The sequence below is a fragment of the Paenibacillus sp. PL2-23 genome (assembly GCF_040834005.1).
Taxonomy (GTDB): domain Bacteria; phylum Bacillota; class Bacilli; order Paenibacillales; family Paenibacillaceae; genus Pristimantibacillus.
The window spans coordinates 2,010,131-2,031,534 of record NZ_CP162129.1; the positions used below are offsets into that span (position 1 = coordinate 2,010,131).

Sequence of the window (21,404 nt, forward strand, 5' to 3'; positions counted from 1 at the left end):
GCCATATTGTTGCGAGAGTTAAATGGAGAGTATAAAAAGAAAAATGGAGGCTAAACCAGCTATGCTTAAAACAAACCCGAAAATGTTCGTTTGTATTTTATTTCTACTTTTTTCCTTAGCACTAAGCGCATGCAGCGGGAACGGAGGGGCGAATGCACCCGGAGCTACAAACGAAGCTAACGGCGGTCATGCCGATCGTTCGCCGACTGATGATGCCGGAACATCGAATCCGCAGCTTACAGGCACGCTTAAAGTGCAGATGATCGGAGACTTCTCCGTGGAAGACAAGACTGATGCCATTACAGGCCAGAAGTCCAAGGGCATTAAAGTATTAAAGGATGAGTTCGAGAAGCGTTACCCCGGCACGACTGTCGAATTCGTATTAATGGGCTGGGATAACTACAATGAGAAGACTCAGACCATGCTGCAGTCGAATGCTGCAGATGTCTACCAGGTGCCGGGTATCGCCAAGTTTGCGGAGCAAGGCTTATTGGAGCCGCTGCAGCCTTATATTGATAGAGACAGCTTCGACTTAGGTATTTACCTCAATGGCCAGGTAGATGGATGGCGAGCAATGGGACCTAATGATCAAGAACCCGAAATTTATAGCCTTCCTTATATCGGCGATGCTCGGCTAATCGTGTATGATACGAAGCTATTCGACGATTGGGGAGTGCCGTATCTGTCTGAATCGCCAACAATTGACGAAATATTGGAAAAAGCAAAGTTGATGACGGGGACGAATCCGAAGACGGGCGAACAAAACTATGGATTAACCTTTAATGGCAAGGACGCGGCAGATACAATCATGAACGTTAATGAAGCCAAGGGCGGTCAGTGGGGAAGCGGCTTCTTGTGGAAGGAAATGACGTTGGAGTTCGATACACCATCGATGGTGGAATCGGCAGAATGGTTGAATGAGGCGATGCAATACGCACCGGAAGGCGTGCTTGTTAACCAAGGCGCAGAAAATTTCTTGAATGTGAACAACAACATTGCCATTAATCTGCGTGCTGCACCAGGCTTTGTTAATACCATTGAAGCATTTGGCACAAAGGACCGTTATCAGGCCTCGCTCTTGTTCAAGCATCCAGAGAATGGCATGGGCGGCATGTTCGCTGGAAGTCCTTTTGCAATCGGAACAACAAGCTCGAACAAGGAGCTTGCTTGGGAATGGTTGAAATTCAGCGGCTCTGAATTTTTCCAGGAATATATGTGGATGGAGCAGCGCTCCCAGAGTATGCCTGTTATTAAGTCAGCAGCTGACTGGGATTCGGTAAAAGAAATTCCTCAGATGGATATAATTCTTAAGCAGATGAGCCAGCTGTGGGCTCCGCGCTATCCATACCGTTCAGGACAGCCAAGGTATATTCTGTCTGAGAATGTTGAACGTATTCTCTTGGGTGAGGTGCCGGCTGCAGAAGGCTTGAAGAAGGCGCAAGAAGAGTCGAGCAAATGGGTTAAGGATCAGTTATAAATTAAGTGATATAGAGAGGCGGAATGTTCCATGGTAAAGAAAGCTTCCATGCTGCTTGTGATGCTCGCTATGCTCGTTACATCCTTTGCAAGCCCATCCTTCGCATACACCAGCAGCAATTGGATGGGGTCAATCGCAAATACGACTTCTGTAGCCTCGCTGTCGATTCCAGGCACCCATAATTCGGGAGCCTTGTATGAGCCGATTTATGGCACGGCCAAAAATCAGGATCTTACTATTGCTCAGCAGCTATCTATCGGAGTGCGGTATCTGGACATTCGTACAAGACATTTCCAGAATGGCTTCACTATTCATCATGGAGCCGTGTATCAGAATCAGAACTTCGACGACGTGTTGAATGCGGTCCTAACCTTTTTGAAAAATAATCCTTCAGAGACTGTGATCATGAGTGTAAAGGAAGAGCACACGGCAGCAGAAAATACACGCTCCTTCGAAGAAACCTTCAATTGGTACGTTAGCAAAAATCCAAGCAAGTGGGTCATGACAGATCATATTCCTACTCTTGGAGAAGCCAGAGGGAAGATTGTGCTCCTGAGAAGATTTCCTGCCGCACAGCTCCCTAAAGGCATAGATGCTACGGGTTGGCAAGAGAACACAACCTTTACGATTAAGAAGAATGCCAATCTGAAGATCCAGGACTATTATAAGGTAACGGATAAGAGTAAAAAGTGGAATGATATTCAGAGCATGTATAATGAAGCAAAAACAAGCAATCCGACCTGGCTCTATATTAACTACACCAGCGGGTACAAGCCAGGCTTGTTCGGCATTCCGAATATTCGTGAAATCAAGAATGATATAAATCCTAAAGTAACCAGCTTTTTCACGACTAATACCAAAGGACGATTCGGCATTTCGGCAATGGATTTTATTACGAGTGACCATGCTTCTAAAATTATAGCAACCAATTTTTAGCGCTTGATGCTTAGATTTATGAGAGGCCTCTATATGGAGGCCTCTTTCACATTTATATCTGATGACAAAAAAATTCGTTGTTTACTTCGATATTCTCGCCGCGCAACATCAGGCAAGAGAACGGTCAATTAATTCTGGCAGCCCAATATGAACCCTGTACCGCTATGCTAGTAAGGGCGCTGGGACTAAGGCTGGAGCCGACTCAACGGTCATTCAAGGATGTCCATGCATCCAGCTGGTATAGCGCTTAACTTAACTAGAGAAGAATGCGCGGTCTGGATCCAGTGGCTTCTGTCTAAGTATGTGTTAGAAGTCGATATTTGAACATTGCAAGTCGAGATTGCATCTTCTCTCTACAGCGTTGAAGGACTATGCTGATTACAGAAGTAATGTCATAGTCCTTCAACCTATGCGAGCTATAAAAAATATCGTCTCGCAAAAGAGGACAGCATGATGGGGGGAACACAGATGCTGATCGGAATTCCCGGACTATTGCCGCCGGATTTGCTGAAATGGATGAGAGAGATGGGACATGGTGATGAGCTGGTGCTGGCGGATGCCAATTTCCCAGCTGCAAGCCATGCGCAGCGACTTGTACGATGCGATGGAATTGGCATTGTTGAATTGCTGGAAGCGATCGTCAAGGTGCTTCCACTGGACGATTATGTGGAGAAGCCTGCGGCGGTTATGGCCGTTGTCCCAGGCGATCCCGTAGAGACAACGATTTGGGACTCCTATGAAGCGATACTGTATAGAAAAACAGGATTGTCATCCTCATTGGAATCGATTGAGAGATTCAGCTTCTATGAACGGAGCAGTTCAGCGTATGTTATTGTTGCAACTGGTGAACGGGCACAATACGGCAACCTAATTCTGAAGAAGGGGGTCGTTCGTGAACATGATTGACCAGAGGCCCAATATTGTATTCCTATTCGCAGACGATCAAAGATTTGATACCCTGCGTGCATTGGGCAATACCGACATTCATACGCCGCATCTGGATAACCTGCTGGAGCACGGCACCGCCTTTCGCCAGGCTCATATTCCAGGCGGCACGGTAGGTGCAGTCTGTATGCCCAGCCGCGCGATGCTGCATACAGGAAGAACATTGTTCCATATTCATGACGACGGAAGAAGCATTCCTGAGGAGCATGTATTGATGGGGGAAACGTTCCGGCAAGCGGGTTACGCCACCTTCGGCATTGGCAAATGGCATAACGGCGCCGCCTCCTTTAACCGGAGCTTCAGCGACGGAGAGGATATCTTTTTCGGAGGAATGGAGGATCATTGGAATGTACCCGCTTTCCGTTATCATGCGGATGGAAGCTACTCAGGGAAAATTCCTGTAATTAGAGATCGTTTGATGTCTAATGAAGTGGAATATCGGCCTGCAGACAAGATTCAGGCTGGCGTTCATTCAACTGACCTGTTCTCGGATACCGCCGTACATTGGATTCATCAGTATAAAGAGGAGGAGCCGTTCTTCCTGTATGTGTCCTACATGGCTCCCCATGATCCTCGAAGCATGCCGGAGAAGTATATGAAGCTGTATGATCCAGCATCGTTGACGCTTCCTGATAATGTTGCGTGTGAGCATGCTTTCGATTATGGCATACGTGATATAAGAGATGAGAGGCTGGCAGCATATCCGCGAACGGAAGAAGAAATTCGGGGACATCTGGCAGAATATTATGCCATGATTACACATCTGGACGATCGAATCGGTGATATTATCCATGCTTTGAAGGAGACGGACCTGTTCGATCATACGATTATCGTATTCACAGGAGACAACGGACTCGCCGTAGGCCAGCATGGACTAATGGGCAAGCAAAGCTGTTATGAGCATAGCGTAAGAGTTCCGCTCATTTTCTCTGGGCCGGGAATACCGAAAGGACAGCGAAGAGATGAATTTGTATATTTATCCGACATCTACCCTACCTTATGCGAATTAACGCAAGTTCCGATTCCATCGTCAGTCGAAGGTGCATCTCTAGCCCCTCTGTTCTCTCGCGGCGGAGCCATCTCGGATCGGGATAGGCTGTATTTTGCCTATGCCGACCTTGTCCGAGCCGTGAAGAGCAGAGAGTACAAGCTCATCGTCTACCACCATAAGTCCCAATTGTTCCGTGTAAGCGAGGACCCCCTGGAGCGATATAATCTAATTGAGGATCCGGCTTTCTCCCATATGGAGCAGGTATTAATGAAAGAATTAATAGAGCACAGCTATCGATCAGGAGATCGCAAGCACCCCGCAGGACAACAATTCTGGTCGCAAATCGACAGATATCAACAAGGAGAAGATGAACAACTATGATAAATATAAATCAAATAAATGATGTGATTGGGAAAGGTCCGTTTCAGGACAACTGGGAGTCGTTAAGCCGCTATACGGTGCCGAGTTGGTACAAAAAGGCGAAGTTTGGCATCTTCATTCATTGGGGAGTCTACTCGGTCCCAGCTTATGGGAATGAGTGGTATCCTCGTGAAATGTACTTGAAGGATAGCGCCAGGCGGGATCGGCAGGATGTCAGCATGTTTGATTACCATATACAAACCTATGGCCCGCAGCATGAGTTCGGATATAAGGATTTTATTCCGATGTTCAAGGCAGAAAAGTTTGATCCTGCGGCTTGGGCAAGCTTATTCAGAAGAGCGGGTGCGAGGTATGTAATGCCCGTCGCTGAACATCATGATGGCTTCCAAATGTACGACAGCCAATTGTCGCAATGGAATGCCGCGAAGATGGGGCCGCAGCGCGACATCATCAGAGCGCTGAAGGAAGCTGTGCAGGAGAAGGGGATGAAATTCGCGGTGTCTTCCCATCGGGCGGAGAACTGGTGGTTCTACGACGGTGGAATGACCTTTCATTCGGATGTCCAGGACGACAGCTTCCGCGGTTTATATGGTCCGGCTCAGCCAAGGGATCCGGAATGGACGATTCACGGGGAAGGACCGGACGAAGCGTTCTTGACCGATTGGCTGCTTAGAACTTGCGAGCTTGTTGACCTATACCAGCCATCGATCGTCTGGTTCGACTGGTGGATCATGAATATTCGCTTCAAGCCATATCTTAAGAAATTCGCAGCCTATTATTATAATCGGGCAGCGGAGTGGGGGACGGAGGTTGCGATCAATTACAAGCTGGACGCTTATATGCATGGCACAGCAGTGTTCGATATTGAACGCGGTCAATTGAATGGCATTCGTCCCGAGCTGTGGCAGACCGACACTTCTGTTGCTCGCAACTCTTGGTCTCACAGTGTCAATAATCAATATAAGGACCCGGCGGACTTGATCTGCGATCTGATCGATATAGTGAGCAAGAACGGTTGTTTGTTGTTGAACATTGGACCGAAGGCGGACGGAACGATTCCGCAGGAAGACGAGTCAATCCTTCTTGCGATAGGTGATTGGCTTGCCGTGAACGGGGAAGGCATCTACGATACGACACATTGGAAGATATATGGTGAAGGACCGACCCAATCGGGAGAAGAGATGCACACGGAAGGCAAGCGGGGTGCCTATACAGAAGAAGATATCCGATTCACCTTCAAGGACGGGACGTTATATGCTTTCGTTATGAAGCTGCCCACTAGCGGAACCGTTATGATCCGATCTCTGTCCACGAATTCACGTCATTTCCGCAGTGTCATTTCAAGTGTAAACACTCTTGATGGCAACCTGCCGCTTGAATGGACAGTTTCTAATGAGGGGTTGGAGATCGATATTTCTTCTCTGGCTGAAACTCCGTATCCTACAGGCTTCAAAATTGGGATGGAGTAGTTGCTGCCAAACAAGAAAAATAGGAGCGATCATAATGCATAAAAGTAGCACGAAGCCCAATATTGTATCTATTCTAGCTGATGATATGGGAGCCTGGGCGTTAGGCTGTTCTGGCAATTCGGAAATAAAAACCCCGCATTTGGATAAGCTGGCGGAGGGGGGAGCGCGGTTTGATCAGTTTTATTGTGTATCACCCGTATGCTCCCCGGCCAGAGCTTCCATTCTAACGGGTACGATCCCCTCAAGGCATGGCGTACATGATTGGATTCGTTCAGGGAGTGTGAACAAATCAGAGCTTCCGAACAAGATGAGCAGCATGTCAATCTTCCACGACGAGCATGAGGCAGAGGCCTATTTGGAAGGTCAGCTTACTTATACCGACTTGTTATCTCAAGCTGGGTATCGTTGCGCGTTAAGCGGCAAATGGCATTTGGGCAACAGCTCTAAACCCCAGCATGGATTTCATCATTGGTATACCATTGTGCGAGGGGGCTGCTCCTACATGAAGCCAGACGTTGTGGAGCAAGATGAATTCCGTATAGAGGATGGCTACGTGACTGATCTCATTACAGATCATGCCATTCATTTTATTGAGGAATTGACGACCACGGCTGATCCATTTTATCTAAGCGTACATTATACGGCACCACATTCCCCATGGGAGCATTCGGAGCATCCTGAACGGTACTTGCAAATGTATGACGATTGTGAGTTCAACTCTGTTCCAGAGCTTCCAGCGCACCCCAATCAAATTCCAACCTGTCCACGAGGAGAAGGGGACAGACGACGGGAGCTGCTGCAGGGCTATTATGCAGCTATAACGGCCATGGACCATGGTATCGGACAAATCGTTGCAAAGCTGGATGAGAAGGGGATTAGAGACAATACTCTGATTGTCTTTATGACAGATAACGGAATGAATATGGGACACCATGGTATATGGGGCAAAGGAAACGGAACGTTTCCACTTAATATGTTCGATACTTCAGTGAAGATTCCAGCCATATTCCATCATCGGGGCATGATTCCAGCGGGACAAGTGCTTCGGGAGCTTGTAAGCCAATATGATGTGTTTCCGACATTGCTGGAGTATGCAGGCATTGAGCTTCATCATCACGAGATAGGCCCAGGCCGAAGCTTTGCGAAGCTAATGCTAGGGACAGAGGGAAATCATAATGAACATATCGTTGTATATGATGAATATGGTCCCGTTCGTATGATTCGAACGAAGGAATGGAAGTATGTGCACAGATATCCGTATGGACCGCATGAGCTGTACCAGCTTAGCAGAGATCCGGAAGAGAATGTTAATCGCATTCAAGATACGAGCTGCGCGCTAACCATTGAGGACATGCAATTACGTCTGGGCAACTGGTTTAGCCAATACGTCTTGCCGGAATCGGACGGTGTATATGCGCCGGTTACAGGCCTCGGTCAGATGAAATCTATTCGTCGGGGCCGAATAGAGGCAGGCACATTCAAGTCGTGAAGATTCATTCGCTTAGGAGGAGACATATGAGAGGTTTTGGTGTGGAATCAGCAGAAGCTTCACTATTCAGCCACAGACTCGAACCAATAGGACGTATCCTGGAGGACCGTCATTATCATGTTTGGTGTTGTTCACCCATCTACGACGAGGAAGGTAAGGTGCATGTGTTCTTCTCCAGATGGCCGCTAGATGCAGGACATGAAGGATGGTTGAAGGTAAGTGAAATTGCTCATGCTGTAGCCGACGAGCCTGGAGGCCCATATAAGGTGTTGGGTACAGTGATGACTGGTAGGAAGGGGAAAGCCTGGGACGCAGCGACCATTCATAATCCAACGGTGCAAAAAATCGGTTCAAAGTATGCGATGTTCTACCTGGGCAATTCCGATGGAACTGTGCATACCCAACGTATTGGGCTGGCTATAGCAGATTCATTGTATGGTCCCTGGAGCCGAGTAGGCAATGAACCCATATTAGATGTAAGTGAAGACAAAGGGATGTGGGACAGCTACATTACAGTAAATCCGGCTTTGCTGCAGCATCAAGACGGACAATTCTGGCTTTATTACAAAGCATGGGATCGGTACAACGACAATATGCGTAAAATGGGGGTGGCCATTGCGAAGCATATTGAAGGCCCTTATATCAAGCATCCCGCTAATCCGCTGGTTGACTTCTCCTGCATCCCGGCTGAAGCAGAGGACGCCTATGTCTTTGAAGAAAATGGAAAATACCATATGCTTATGCGAGATATGGGGGTGTTCAGCGAACGAGGTGGAATCTATCTGGAGTCGGAAGACGGCTTGCAATGGTCCCAGCCAACGATTGGTTATTACCCAAGTCATTATTATTTTGATGAACCAGAGTACCGCTTTGAGAGGCCGCAAGTGCTCATGAGGAATGGAACCCCTGCTTATCTGTTCTTGGCGCTTATGGGCTGGAATGGTCAACGATCAAGTGGAGCAGTATTAAAAATCCAGAAATAAGAAGCAAGGGGGTGCTTCCAGAGCGCTAAATGGTTATGATAAAATAAAATGATAACGCTTTCAATACAACTGTACATGGAACGAGTCAAGGGGGGGAGAACATGTCCAATCGTCGCGGGAGACCGGTGTTCAAATTTCTTATACCTTATTTGAGCATGCTGCTGCTTGCCAGCTTGGTATCTGTCATTATGTATCAGCAGACGAGCCGTGTGGTGAAGGAAGAGGTGTCGAGCCGCAACCAGGCCGTCCTACAGCTGGCTAAGCAGCAATTGGATCGACAGATTGTAGAGACCAATCAGCTTGCCATTAGCCTGAGCCAGGATCCGAGGGTGCTCGCTATGCAGCAAATTGAGAACCCATATGAGCGAAGCAGCATTACACGTCTGATGGAATTGCAGAAGCAACTTGGCAGCTATTCGGCTATTACACCATCCATTGAAAATTACTACATTCATTATATAAAAAGCCAATTTGTAATATCACCTGATAAACATAGCTTATTATCCCGAGCTTCCAGCGCGGAAGCGCAGTCGGATTCCGTCCACACGTTTATTAAGGGTCTTGAGGATCGGTACTATTATCAGGAGATGATGCCGGAGCTGAAGCTCCGCAGCGCTAATGGTGAACGCCGGCTAATTCCTTACATTCATTCCATTGGTTATCCAAGCTATTATTTGTCACATATTGTGATGTTCATCGACAGCTCTTCTATAAGGAATGCGTTGCGTTCGATTGATCTCTCGGAGGGCGGTTATGCCTATCTTGCCAACCAGGAGGGTGACATTATTGCCGGTGTTGCCGGCAGCGGCGAATTCCTTCCTCGAACCAGCCATAATGAACATGAGCAGCCTTCCGGTCAATTCGTCACCTCCATTGGGCTCGACAACGGCAGCTGGAGTCTCGTTGCCGTACAGCCGGAGCATATCGTGCTGCGAAAGGTGTACTATGTCAAAAAAATATCTGCGGTTATTATCTTCGGCATGCTGGCAATTGGAGGCGTGGCTTCTGTGCTGTTTGCTTATCGCAACAGCAGACCATTAAAAGCACTCATTCAGACTGTATTCCAATTAGAGTCGCATAATGAGCGGCTGCATCGAAGCATGGAAGAGCAAAAGCCGTTGCTGCAGGCGGCATTCCTGCAACGGCTGCTGGATGGTGCGTATCCCGGACAAAAAGAAATGGAGTCTGTGATGCAGTATTTGGATATTCCCTTACAGGGCGAACGATATTCCGTTATCATTATTCAATTACCCTATATCTTGGAGTCGATTGATATGGGAGCGTTGGAGAAGCTGGATCTGGAGAAAGCAGGCTTAAGGGAATGTATCGCGGAGCTGGAGGGGAATCACGCTTGTATGCTGGATATTGGCGAGAGCCGGCTGGCCATGATTTATTCCTCTGATACAGTCATTGAGGATGCTTGGAAGGAAGAGCTGACCATGAAGCTAAGTGCCATTCAGGAGTTGTTTCTCGGACGCTTCCAGCATGCCTTGCAGTTCGGCATAGGGCGACCTTATTCCTCATTAATGGATGTGTCGGCATCCTTCGAAGAGGCCTCCATTGCCTTGTCCTTCGGTATGCCTTCCTCTAGTCCCATGCCGTATTACGATGAGTTGCCCAGACATCCGCAATCGTATTATTATCCGTTCGATGTGGAGCAGAAGCTTCTTAACTATTTGCGAAGCGGGAACATGGAAGAGCTTGACAACACCTTTGGCAACTTGTTCGTCGAAAATTTTGTTGAGCGCTCTTTAATCGAACCTGTCCTACGGCTCTTGTTGTCCGAATTGGTCAGTACGGCTCTCAAGTTTATTGATCAGTCGGGCACGCAGATGTTCGAGGATGAAAGTATAGATATGATGTCCTTTCTGCAATTGCCTCATGGAGCAGGTGAAGCGGAGGCTTGCTTTCATCGAATTACAAGGCTGTACCAGCACATTGCGAGCAAGACCATTGACCAGAAGCGTATTCGGAATGAAGAGCTGATGCGCGAAATTGTCAGTTATCTGGACCTCCACTATTCAGACCCTTCCTTATGTCTGCCCATGCTGTCTGATCAATTCCAAATATCGGAGACTTATCTTTCGTTGCTGGTAAAAGAACATACAGGCTGCTCTTTCACGGAATATGTGAACACTAAGCGTATGAATGCTGCCAAAGAGCTATTGTCGGAGTCCAGGCTCAACATTGAACAGATTGCTGACCATGTGGGATATTCGTCGCTGAATTCATTCAGCCGAGCGTTCAAGCGTATGCATGGCGTAACGCCTACGCATTATCGAGCATTTTCCGGGCAGTGATTCAAAGAATTGAATATCCTTCCTTGTATGCCGCATGCAGCGGCTGTTTTTTTTGTTTATTTTGAAAATGCATAATGAAAAATCAAATGGATGAAAGCGTTTTTAATCATTTGTATAAAGAAAGGGCAAATGCAGATAGCGTAAATATGCTTTCCCAGCTAAGATCAAATTGTCGACGAGGCTCAACAATAGAAAAGGGGGACAACAAACAATGAGAACGGTTTCATCCATACAAACCAATCCAAAAGTCAGAATGCGCCTTCCGGCAGAACATCTGAAGCAGGCAAAACGCAGCTGGCAGCTGCTTGTTTTGTTTTCATTGCCGCTTGCATATTTAATCATTTTTCAATATTGGCCGATGTATGGAGCTCAAATCGCATTTAAAGATTTTATTCCCGTGAAAGGCGTTATGGGAAGCGAATGGGTCGGCATGAAGCACATGACGAGGTTTTTTGGTTCCTACGATTTCTGGAGAGTGCTGAAAAATACGATTGGCCTGGCCTTCTATCATTTAATCGTCGGATTTCCGGTGCCGATTATCCTGGCGCTAGGACTGAACTATGTCAGGCAGGCCAGATTCAAGAAGTCTGTGCAAATGATTACGTATGCGCCGCACTTTATATCCACTGTTGTTATGGTCGGTATGCTGCTTCAGTTTCTGGATCCACGAACAGGCATTGTAAACCAGTTTCTAAAGCTAATAGGTGCAGACCCCGTTCACTTTATGGCGAAGCCTGAGCTGTTTCAAACCATCTACGTTCTGTCTGATATTTGGCAGAATGCTGGATGGGGGTGCATCATTTATTTGGCTGCGCTGGCAGGCGTAAGCCCGACGCTGCATGAGGCTGCAGTCGTTGACGGCGCAAGCAAGTGGCGTCGCATCTGGCATATTGACCTTCCGGGCATTATGCCGGTCATGATCATTCTGTTGATCTTGTCGATGGGCAATCTAATGCAAACGGGGTTTGAGAAGGTTTACCTCATGCAGAATCCCGTCAATATTACAACCTCTGAAGTTATTGATACTTATGTCTACAAGGTCGGGCTGATCTCGGATGGATTAAATTTCTCCTATGCTTCGGCTATCGGTTTGTTCAAGTCTATCGTAAATTTAATATTGCTCGTAACCGTCAATCAGATTGCGCGTGTGGTTGGCAAAGAAAGTCTTTGGTAGGAGGGTCGCATATGAGCCACATGGGAAGTCCAAGGCAGAGAATCAAAGAATCAAAAGGGGATGCGGCGTTCACCTGGATCAATTATAGTATCCTGCTTACGATGGTTATTATTACACTGTATCCTCTCATCTATATTGTAAGCGCATCCTTTAGCGACAGTCAGGCTGTCGTCTCCGGGAAGGTATGGCTGTGGCCGGTTCAACCGACACTGGATGGCTACGAAGCGATATTCAAGCACAAGCTGATTGTATCCTCTGTCATGAATTCCTTCTATTACATGATTGTAGGCACTCTATTTAATGTTGTTCTTACGCTGCTGGCCGCTTATCCGTTGTCGCGAAGAGACTTTTATGGCGCCAAGCTGTTTATGGTCCTGCTTGTATTCACGATGATGTTCGATGGAGGATTAATTCCGCGTTATTTGCTTGTCAAAGATCTCGGTATGCTGGATACGCGGTGGGCGCTTATTATTCCCGCTGCGCTTAGCGTGTGGAATGTCATTATTACACGAACCTACTTCCGCGTAACCATTTCCAGCGAGCTGCTGGAGGCGGCACAGATGGACGGCTGCAACGATTTCCGGTTCCTGTGGAGGATTGTGCTCCCGCTGTCCGCCCCGATTATCGCCGTCATTAGTTTGTTTTATGCCGTCGGTCATTGGAATCAATATTTCAACGCGCTTATTTATTTGAAGGATCAATCGCTTTACCCCCTGCAAATTGTATTAAAGGATATTCTGGTACAAAACAAGGTGGATATGAGCATGGTGGCCGATGCCGTTGAAATGGCGGAGAAGGATGCCCTGCGACAGCTGCTCAAATATTCCTTGATTGTAGTCGCCGCAGGACCGGTATTGGTCTTGTATCCGTTCGTGCAGAAGCATTTTGTAAAGGGCGTTATGATCGGCTCGTTAAAGGAGTAGCGAATCTTCAAGAAAAGACAGCTTATGGAGAGGGGTGATGCGTATTTGCTAATATTCCTGGCACCAGGTGTCAGAGGCCCTGCATAGCAGTCATCCATTTGAATCGGGTTAACTTAAAAAAGGGAGGAAAACAGAGTGAAACAAAAATGGACTCTTGCGTTTGTAATGATGTGTTTACTGTTAGCCGCTTGCTCTAATGGAAGCGGGTCCAATGCGAAGCCGGACAATAAGGAGGGAGACAAAGCGGGGAATACGAGCGCTGTTTCTGCGCCGGGTACCTTTCCAATTGTAGAAGAGAAGGTTACTTTAAAGGTGCTTGCGGCACTACGGCCGGATGTAGAGGACTATCGTACAAACGAATTTACGAAGTGGCTGGAAGAGCGGACCAATGTGCATCTGGAGTGGGAGACGGTTCCGGAATCCAACATGAAAGAGAAGCTGAATCTGACGCTGGCGAGCGGTGATTATCCTGACATCTTTATGAATATGGGTATTACAGATGCGCAGCTCGAGATTTACGGCAACCAGGGGGTATTCCTGCCTCTTGAGGATTTGATTGAACAGCATGCGGTGAATACGAAAAATATATTCGCAGAGCAGGAGCACTTAAAACCGGCGATTACCTCCAATGACGGTCATATCTACACCATGCCGGATATTAATGAATGCTACCATTGCTATTACTCCGGCAAGCTATGGATTTACAAGCCTTGGCTGGATAAGCTGGGACTGGAGATGCCAACAACAACGGATGAATTCTATGAAGTACTGAAGGCATTCAAGACTCAGGATCCGAACGGTAATGGCATCGCCGATGAAATTCCGCTGTCTGGATCACCCAAAGGGTGGAACAGCTCTGTCGAAGGCTTTTTGATGAACGCATTCGTCTATTACGATTTCATAAACGGTGATACAACACGGCGATTGTATATGAATAACGGAGCCATAGATGCGGCGTTTATGTCGGAGCAATACCGCGAAGGGCTGCGGTATATGAAGAAGCTGTTCGACGAAGGATTAATTAATGCAGAGGCTTTCGTACAGGATGGCGATCAGTTGAAGCAGCTGGGAGCTAATGGGGATGTTGTGATTCTGGGCGCTGCTCCCAATGGAAGTCCAATCCCGATATCCGATAATGAAAGATGGAAGGATTATGTTGTTGTTCCGCCGCTCAAAGGCCCATCCGGCACGCAATATGTGAATGCACAGAATAGAAGAGGCAATGTCAACGGCCGATTTGTAGTGAGTGCGACAAGCAAGCATCCCGAAGTCGCTATACGTCTGGCTGATGCTTTCTACGATCCAGAGGTGCAGATGTTCTCCTTGTTCGGCAAGGAAGGCGAGGACTGGAGAAAAGCGGAGAGTGGCGAACAGGGTCTGGAAGGCAATCCAGCGACGTTCGTACGCTTGAAGAAAACTAGTGAAGTCGCGAATCACAGCTGGAATCAGGCCAACCCGACGAATCGGACTGTTGCTTTCCGAATTGGCGAAGCTATCAATGATCCGGTGAACAATGTAGAGTACATTCTGCATGCCTCGACCAAAAGCTATGAGCCGTTCCGTAACGAGACGGTTATGGTTCCGCCGCTCATCTTCAACGAAGCGCAGTCGTCAGAGCTGCTGGGCTTGCAGAAGACCATCAATGATTACGTCGACAACATGCTTGTCCAGTTCGTCATGGGCGATGCCAATCTGGAAGCCGGCTGGGACGGTTACCTGAACGAGCTGAGTAATATGAATATTAAGCGCTACCTGGAAATTATGCAGGAGGCGTACGATATTCGCTACAAGAAGTAAGGAATGATGAACAACCCCGACAAAACATCTTGTCGGGGTTATGATCATTAATAATAGCCATGTACGAGTCGGTGGGACTGTGCATGGCTATTTATTTTGCTCCAAGTAGAAAGCGCTCTCTGTAGGCGCCAGGGGTGATCCCCTCCTTGCTGCGGAAGATGCGGATGAAATAGCTGCTATGCTCATAGCCCACCTCATAAGCAATTTCCTGAATGCTGGTCATCGTATGGGCAAGCATATGTTTGGCTCGTTCCATTCGAATATGCTGCTGATATTGTAACGGTGTCATACCCGTATGCTTCTTCAGGCATCTGCTTAAATAGTCAATGTGGTAATGCAGCTCATCCTCAAGCTTCTTCGAGCTGAAGGGCTCCTGCATATGGTTCTCCAAATATCGAGCCATTCGGGTGCACAGCTCCAATGACCTCGACATGGGCCTCGTCTGGTAGATGACTTGCTGCAACTCAAGCAATAGCTGAGCAGTCAGGCTATGGAGCTCCAGTGCATTACGGATAAAAATGTGATTGCGAATCTCAACCATCCGATCCAGTATGGGGAGCAGAGGAGGCAAAACAACCTCCGTATGCTTAGGTAGATACATCGCATGTGATCGGGGGTTATGATCGTCATCCGTTGGCTGCTGAAGCGTCTCCATCCATTCGAAGCCGCCGCTATTCAACTCGCGAGGAGGAACAGGATGGCTGAAGTGTACATAATAGGTTTCCGTATTTTGTTCACAGGGGAGATGCCCGAAGTGGGTGCGTCCCGGTTCCAGCAGCAGCATACTGCCCGCCGTAATTGTATAGGGCTGGTCGTCTTCCGTCATATATAAAGTCCCATTGGTTACGATGATAAGATCGTAAAGGCTCCAGCTTCGCCGGAAATGTGCTTGCCCTTGCTTCCACCAGGAATGGCCAACAGTAACAAACTGCGGTAAAGGCGGGATGATAAACTCCAGCATCTTCATATTAGCGCCTCCATTAGCGGTCTATTCCTTAACAATAGGATAACGTTCGGCATACTGTCAATGGACAACTTCGGTTTGTGTAGTAGTCGGAATTGTCTCATTGGAAGTCGAGTATAACGCTTACAGAGCCAATGGCTAGAACGTATAATGGCAGGAAAGAAACAATGCTGAGGGGGAGAAGAATGAGGCAGACTTGGAGCTTGAATACGGATTGGAAGTTTTATTACGGGGACCTTGTTAATACCAATTACGACGCTGTGCACAAGGAAAGATATTCAAATCCGCATTGGATCAAGTCCGGTAATCATGGAATTGCCAAATGGGGGTATGACGATTCAACTTGGAGTGACGTTCGGGTTCCACACGACTTCGTGCTGGAGCGCGGCGAATATGATACGCAGGTGCCTGCGTCACACGGCTCGCTGAAGAAGGGTGTTGGCTGGTATCGCAGGGCATTTATGCTGACCGAGGATATCGCGTCGAAACGCTTAACTATTGAATTTGACGGGGTGTTCCGGAACTGCTCCATATGGGTGAACGGCCATTATGTAGGAGGTCATTTAAGCGGGTATACCAGCTTTGCTTATGATATTACAGAGGTGGTGCATGCCGAAGAGCCGAATGTAGTAGCGGTCCGGGTGGATGCAAGTGAATTCGAAGGCTGGTGGTATGAAGGCGGCGGCATATATCGCGAAGTTAGACTGGTAATGACGGATTCGCTGAGAATATCGCATTGGGGAACGTTCGTAAAGGCTGAGCTCGATTCAATTGAGAACAAAGCGCTTGTTGTCATCGAGACGGAGGTAGACAGCCATTACGAGAAGGACGTAGCATTTAAGCTGCAATCTGTCATCATGGGGCCAGATGGAGAGCTGGCTGGCGAAGCCGTTACATCTGCTGATATCTCCGCGGATGATAGTCTAACGCTCAAGCAGTCCGTTACTCTGGAGGCTCCTTGTCTCTGGTCCACGGATTCACCCAATTTATATACGCTCAAGAGTATGTTATTCATTGGAGACGAAGTTGTTGATAGATACGAAACGGTCTTCGGAGTGCGGACGATTGCCTTTGATGCCGAGCGAGGATTTCTGCTGAATGGTCAGCCGCTGAAGCTTAAGGGCGTATGCTGCCACGAGGATCATGCCGGCGTCGGCATGGCGGTGCCTGCAGCCGTTAATGAATTCCGTATTCAGCGATTAAAGGAGATGGGCTGCAATGCGTACCGAACGTCGCATAATCCGCCCGCTCCTTCCGTCCTTGAGGCTTGTGATCGGCTAGGCATGCTCGTCATTGATGAGGTGCGTCAAACGGATGCAACAAGTGAAGGGCTGAGCCAATTGAGAAGTCTCATCCGAAGGGACCGGAACCATCCATCCATTATCTTATGGTCGTTAGGCAATGAGGAAATGAATATTCAAGGGAAGGACGCAGGTGTGCGTATATTGCACGCCATGCAAAAACTTGCGCATAAACTTGATCCAAGCCGCAAGTGCACGTACGGTATGAATGCCGACTGGCTGCCGCTTACGCAGTATCATGAAGAGAACGGCTTCCATATCGACGTTCATGGCTTTAACTATATGATGAGAAGGAATTGGGATGCGTACGATCAGTTTCACAAGGCTTATCCGGACAAACCGTTTATCGGTACCGAGAATGCTTCGACGCTGTCCACCCGCGGTGTCTACAGGAAGTCATTCGCCGATCGCTCGTTAAACATCTCCGAGCATGGCAAAGCAACAGTCATCTGGTCGAATTCGGAGCGTGAAGGCCTTATTAGTGCTTATGGTGAAACGTATCCATTGTGGGGAGCTCAGCCGGAGGAAGCCTGGAAGGCGGCGGCGGAGCATGACTTTGTAGCGGGATTGTTTGTATGGACGGGGTTCGACTACCGAGGAGAAACATTCCCTTATGAATGGCCTAGCGTCATCTCTCGATACGGGATTATGGATTTGTGCGGCTTCCCGAAGGATATTTATTATTACTATCAAGCTAGATGGACGAGCCAGCCCGTGCTGCACCTACTCCCGCATTGGAATTGGCAGGGAAGCGAAGGGGAATTGATCGATGTATGGGCATTCTCGAACATGGATGAGGTGGAATTATTTTTGAACGGGAACAGTGCAGGAAGGCGACCTGTTCCTGAGCATGGCCATGCCGAATGGCAGGTTGTCTACGAAGCGGGTGAATTAATGGCGTGTGGGTACCGCAATGGCGAGCTAGTGCTGACGGAGGTTGTTGCGACAACAGGCGAGCCGGCCCAGATCCTCCTGAGCTCCGAGAGGACCACTCTTATAGCCGATAATGAAGATGTATGTATCGTGCAAGCAGCGATTGCCGATGCAGCCGGTCGAATCGTTCCGAATGCAGACGCGCTCTTGACGTTTTCTGTAGAAGGACATGGTCAGTTAATTGGTACAGGCAATGGCAACCCGGAAAGCCATGAGGATGACAAGTCGCCCTGCCGAAGAGCTTTCAAAGGACTGTGCCAGGTGCTGGTATGGGCCAACGGAGCAGGCGGTGACATTCGTCTGATTGCTGAAGCGGAAGGCGTAAAGCGTGGAGAATTAACTATTCACATTGAGACTTCGGATAAAACATCGCTTGCGTCCACGTTGAGATCTGCCGAGCTGATTCCAACGGGCACGGGTCGGAGAGATGCAGCCGACGGCGGTGTCTGATCGGCAATGATAGGGAGCTGCACGATTCTCTTGTCTAGCATTCCAATACGTACCGGAGGACAACAGATATGACACAATCTCATGATCGACCCAACCTATTATTTATTATGTCAGATGACCATGCAGCCAATGCCATTAGTGCTTATAGCTCCAGGCTGGCTGAGGTATTCGCGACTCCCCACATCGACAGGCTGGCCAAGGAAGGGGCGCTCTTCCGCAATTTCTTCTGCACAAACGCCATATGCACACCTAGTCGCGCGACGATTCTGACCGGTTTGTATTCCCACCATAATGGTGTGAAGACGTTAAGCGACAGCTTGAGCACGGAGCTGGAGACGTATCCTCGAAGGATGCGGGAAGCGGGCTACGAGACGGCCGTTATCGGCAAGTGGCATCTGCACAGCGAGCCGCAGGGATTTGACCATTACGATGTGCTGTCCGGGCAGGGCACGTATTGGAATCCCAGCTTTATGAGGTCAGGCTTTGACTGGTCATCCATATCCGATGTTCATGATGTGATTACCGGGACGAGACATGCTGGGTATGTGACGGACATTATTACGGACAAATGTCTGGAGTGGCTGGAAGCACGAGATCCATCCAAGCCCTTTATGTTGCATTGTCACCATAAGGCACCGCATGACGATTTCGAATATCATCCCCGTTATGAGCATCTGTTCGACGGGATAGAAATTCCGGAGCCGGAAAGTTTGTGGGAGAATCGGGAGCATCGTTCAGAAGGCTCCCGAGACTACGGTACGTCTGTGTCGGAGCGTAATCCGAAGCGGAATGCCGTCCTGCGACAGAGCGATCCGTCTTACCCGACCGGTCCTCTTGAGCTTGCGGGCCTGGATGCGGAAGGGAGAACCAAAGCGGCGTATCAGAAATATTTGAAGGATTATCTTCGAGTTGTCAAGGGAATAGACGACAATGTAGGCCGATTGCTTGACTACCTGGAGCAAAGCGGACAACTGGAGCATACGATTGTCATCTATACCTCCGATCAGGGGATGTTTCTCGGCGAGCATGATTATATCGACAAACGCTGGATTTATGAAGAAGCGCTACGGATGCCGTTCCTCATTCGGTATCCAAAGGAGATCGAGCCGGGCACCGTGATGGAATCGCTCGTGAGCAATATTGATATCGGACCGACATTGTTGGATTATGCCGATACCGACTATACTTGCAAAGTGGACGGGAGCAGCTTCAGAGGGCTGTTGAACGGGTCACAGATGGAATGGAAGGACGCCATCTATTATCGTTATTGGATGCATCTAACGCATCATGATAACCCGGCGCACTTCGGCTTGCGGACGAGAGAATACAAGCTGATCTTCTTCTACGGCTTGCCGCTGGACGCCTCGGGAGCACTGGATGAGGAGACGCCTGCATCATGGGAATTTTATGATTTGCGGCAGGATCCTTACGAGATGAATAATGTATATGGACATCCCGAATACAAGGAGCTTATTAAAGAAGCGAGACAAAAGTTGTTTGCGATAAAGAAGAGTGCAGGCGATGATGATTCAGCTTATCCAGAGCTGCTGGAACGAATAGCGCTATCACAGTACAGCTAGTTTAAATTCATACAACTGCAGTTCAGCGAAGCGGAGGCCCCTATGGTGTCTCCGCTTTCTTGAAATATAAAGAAAGCTTGCTTTCATAATGGCTCGTCCACATTAGGCCTCTTGCTTGGCTTAACAACCCATGTTCCTCCGACAAGGAATACCCCGCTAAGTATAAATACGGATAGAAGTCCTGCTGAGGAACCGATCAAGCCGAAGAAGAGAGGAGCCACGATCTGGGAGGCTCTGTTGACGGTTAATCTAAGACCAAGCACCTCTCCCGTGCGGGACTTCGGAGACGCATTATAAGTCGTCGTCATGGATAGAGGCTGACTGCAGCCGAGCCCGGCTCCCATACAAGCGCTCAGCACCGCGAGTACCAGAATATGATCCCAGATCGGCAGGAGCAGGAAGCAGATGCCGGCGACGAAGATAGAGGCCATCAACACATAATCACGTCCGAAGGCGTTCGTCAGCTTGGTTAGAGAGAAGCGCACGACTACCATCATCAACCCTTGAAGGGTTAATATCCAGCCAATAGATGAAGCCGAGATATCCATTCCTTGGGCATACAAGGGGAAATAAGCGACAAAGATATCGCGGCTGTATAGAGCTAGCGCGCTCGAAATCATCGCCTTGCGCAGCTGCGGAATCTTCAGAAGTCCCAGGGAGGATATTAAAGTGGCTTCAGCCGGAGCTGTTGTTTTGCCAGAAGCTTGGAGACGCCAGGCCAATATGAACGCAATGATACACAATACTAGAGAAGCTGCAAAGACGGACGGATAGGAGATATGCTCCGCCATATAGCCGCCAGCTACAGGTCCAGCCACCGCTCCCACCGAAACGGCGGTTGAGAACATGCTGAAATAGTAATCCCGCTTATGCGGGGGAGCAGCATTCCCCAGAAGGTTTTGCAAGGAAATTACAATGAGAACATGAGAGATACCCACAATAATCTGCGAAAGATAAAGCGCCCAAAGCGAATCAATCAGCGCGGGTATGGCCATACCTGTCCCAACTCCGATAAAGCCGCTTAATACCGGAAGCCGGTCCCCGACCTTGTCCGCAATTCTTCCTGCATAGATGGAGAGGAATAATGGAATCAATGCGTATGCTGCGGTTAAGTATCCAATTTCAAGAGTAGAAGCGCCGAGCTCGGCTCCGTACAAGGTCACGATGGGGCGGGTCATATTCAAGATCATCTGAAAGCAAAAAATAGCGATCAGTATAATTCGAAAGCTCATAGCGGCGCGCAAGAATGATCCCCTCCTAATACGTACGGGATACATTATATCATGATTGCTTTTGACGAACTGTACATGG

At 48.4% G+C, this 21,404-nt stretch carries 15 protein-coding genes; 13 read left to right on the forward strand and 2 right to left on the reverse strand.

Annotation, left to right across the window (positions count from 1 at the left end; genetic code table 11):
- Positions 1-61 precede the first annotated feature (61 nt).
- The 11 genes from AB1S56_RS08445 to AB1S56_RS08495 all read left to right on the forward strand — a co-directional run bounded on the left by AB1S56_RS08445 (position 62) and on the right by AB1S56_RS08495 (position 14,865).
- Positions 62-1,477, forward strand: a complete 1,416-nt coding sequence (locus AB1S56_RS08445; protein ID WP_340872830.1) for an extracellular solute-binding protein — start codon at positions 62-64, stop codon at positions 1,475-1,477.
- A 30-nt stretch (positions 1,478-1,507) separates the two neighbouring features.
- On the forward strand, positions 1,508-2,413 hold the full coding sequence (locus AB1S56_RS08450) for a phosphatidylinositol-specific phospholipase C (RefSeq protein WP_340872829.1): 906 nt from the start codon (positions 1,508-1,510) through the stop codon (positions 2,411-2,413).
- Positions 2,414-2,881: 468 nt separating this feature from the next.
- Positions 2,882-3,319 carry an RbsD/FucU domain-containing protein gene (locus AB1S56_RS08455; RefSeq protein ID WP_340872841.1) on the forward strand — a complete coding sequence of 146 codons (438 nt, stop codon included), beginning with the start codon at positions 2,882-2,884 and terminating at the stop codon, positions 3,317-3,319.
- Entirely contained in the window at positions 3,312-4,730 is a 1,419-nt protein-coding gene (locus AB1S56_RS08460) for a sulfatase-like hydrolase/transferase (RefSeq protein ID WP_340872839.1), read from the forward strand. The genes AB1S56_RS08455 and AB1S56_RS08460 overlap by 8 nt, the downstream gene beginning before the upstream one ends.
- Positions 4,727-6,199: an alpha-L-fucosidase gene (locus tag AB1S56_RS08465; protein WP_340872827.1), complete on the forward strand. Its 1,473-nt coding sequence runs from the start codon at positions 4,727-4,729 to the stop codon at positions 6,197-6,199. Before AB1S56_RS08460 ends, AB1S56_RS08465 begins: the two co-directional genes overlap by 4 nt.
- Positions 6,200-6,233: 34 nt before the next feature.
- Positions 6,234-7,688 carry a sulfatase-like hydrolase/transferase gene (locus AB1S56_RS08470; RefSeq protein ID WP_340872826.1) on the forward strand — a complete coding sequence of 485 codons (1,455 nt, stop codon included), beginning with the start codon at positions 6,234-6,236 and terminating at the stop codon, positions 7,686-7,688.
- A 26-nt stretch (positions 7,689-7,714) separates the two neighbouring features.
- Entirely contained in the window at positions 7,715-8,671 is a 957-nt protein-coding gene (locus tag AB1S56_RS08475) for a glycoside hydrolase family protein (RefSeq protein WP_340872825.1), read from the forward strand.
- Between the two features lie 101 nt (positions 8,672-8,772).
- Complete coding sequence (locus AB1S56_RS08480) at positions 8,773-10,971, forward strand: helix-turn-helix domain-containing protein (protein ID WP_340872824.1); 2,199 nt, start codon at positions 8,773-8,775, stop codon at positions 10,969-10,971.
- A 211-nt stretch (positions 10,972-11,182) separates the two neighbouring features.
- Positions 11,183-12,145: an ABC transporter permease subunit gene (locus AB1S56_RS08485; RefSeq protein WP_340872823.1), complete on the forward strand. Its 963-nt coding sequence runs from the start codon at positions 11,183-11,185 to the stop codon at positions 12,143-12,145.
- A gap of 20 nt (positions 12,146-12,165) precedes the next feature.
- Positions 12,166-13,068, forward strand: coding sequence for a carbohydrate ABC transporter permease (locus AB1S56_RS08490; RefSeq protein ID WP_153784730.1), 903 nt, complete (start codon positions 12,166-12,168; stop codon positions 13,066-13,068).
- Positions 13,069-13,203: 135 nt separating this feature from the next.
- Positions 13,204-14,865 (forward strand): ABC transporter substrate-binding protein, encoded by a 1,662-nt coding sequence (locus AB1S56_RS08495; RefSeq protein WP_340872822.1) that lies wholly within the window; start codon positions 13,204-13,206, stop codon positions 14,863-14,865.
- A 91-nt stretch (positions 14,866-14,956) separates the two neighbouring features.
- Here the strand turns inward: AB1S56_RS08495 and AB1S56_RS08500 are convergent, their stop codons facing one another.
- Positions 14,957-15,832, reverse strand: coding sequence for an AraC family transcriptional regulator (locus AB1S56_RS08500; protein ID WP_340872821.1), 876 nt, complete (start codon positions 15,830-15,832; stop codon positions 14,957-14,959).
- Between the two features lie 182 nt (positions 15,833-16,014).
- Here AB1S56_RS08500 and galA point away from each other — a divergent pair, with 182 nt between their 5' ends.
- Positions 16,015-18,513, forward strand: coding sequence for a beta-galactosidase GalA (galA, locus tag AB1S56_RS08505; RefSeq protein WP_340872820.1), 2,499 nt, complete (start codon positions 16,015-16,017; stop codon positions 18,511-18,513).
- Between the two features lie 68 nt (positions 18,514-18,581).
- Complete coding sequence (locus tag AB1S56_RS08510) at positions 18,582-20,093, forward strand: sulfatase (protein WP_340872819.1); 1,512 nt, start codon at positions 18,582-18,584, stop codon at positions 20,091-20,093.
- An 83-nt stretch (positions 20,094-20,176) separates the two neighbouring features.
- On the opposite strand, the gene AB1S56_RS08515 is transcribed toward AB1S56_RS08510, so the two are convergent.
- On the reverse strand, positions 20,177-21,337 hold the full coding sequence (locus AB1S56_RS08515; RefSeq protein WP_340872817.1) for an MFS transporter: 1,161 nt from the start codon (positions 21,335-21,337) through the stop codon (positions 20,177-20,179).
- Between the last annotated feature and the right edge of the window lie 67 nt (positions 21,338-21,404).

What these genes read in the sequence shown, in the direction of transcription:
- AB1S56_RS08445 (WP_340872830.1), top strand. Translation starts at nt 62, where the DNA reads ATGCTTAAAACAAACCCGAAAATGTTCGTTTGTATTTTATTTCTACTT.
- AB1S56_RS08450 (WP_340872829.1), top strand. Translation starts at nt 1,508, where the DNA reads ATGGTAAAGAAAGCTTCCATGCTGCTTGTGATGCTCGCTATGCTCGTT.
- AB1S56_RS08455 (WP_340872841.1), top strand. Translation starts at nt 2,882, where the DNA reads ATGCTGATCGGAATTCCCGGACTATTGCCGCCGGATTTGCTGAAATGG.
- AB1S56_RS08460 (WP_340872839.1), top strand. Translation starts at nt 3,312, where the DNA reads ATGATTGACCAGAGGCCCAATATTGTATTCCTATTCGCAGACGATCAA.
- AB1S56_RS08465 (WP_340872827.1), top strand. Translation starts at nt 4,727, where the DNA reads ATGATAAATATAAATCAAATAAATGATGTGATTGGGAAAGGTCCGTTT.
- AB1S56_RS08470 (WP_340872826.1), top strand. Translation starts at nt 6,234, where the DNA reads ATGCATAAAAGTAGCACGAAGCCCAATATTGTATCTATTCTAGCTGAT.
- AB1S56_RS08475 (WP_340872825.1), top strand. Translation starts at nt 7,715, where the DNA reads ATGAGAGGTTTTGGTGTGGAATCAGCAGAAGCTTCACTATTCAGCCAC.
- AB1S56_RS08480 (WP_340872824.1), top strand. Translation starts at nt 8,773, where the DNA reads ATGTCCAATCGTCGCGGGAGACCGGTGTTCAAATTTCTTATACCTTAT.
- AB1S56_RS08485 (WP_340872823.1), top strand. Translation starts at nt 11,183, where the DNA reads ATGAGAACGGTTTCATCCATACAAACCAATCCAAAAGTCAGAATGCGC.
- AB1S56_RS08490 (WP_153784730.1), top strand. Translation starts at nt 12,166, where the DNA reads ATGGGAAGTCCAAGGCAGAGAATCAAAGAATCAAAAGGGGATGCGGCG.
- AB1S56_RS08500 (WP_340872821.1), bottom strand. Translation starts at nt 15,832, where the DNA reads ATGAAGATGCTGGAGTTTATCATCCCGCCTTTACCGCAGTTTGTTACT.
- galA (WP_340872820.1), top strand. Translation starts at nt 16,015, where the DNA reads ATGAGGCAGACTTGGAGCTTGAATACGGATTGGAAGTTTTATTACGGG.
- AB1S56_RS08510 (WP_340872819.1), top strand. Translation starts at nt 18,582, where the DNA reads ATGACACAATCTCATGATCGACCCAACCTATTATTTATTATGTCAGAT.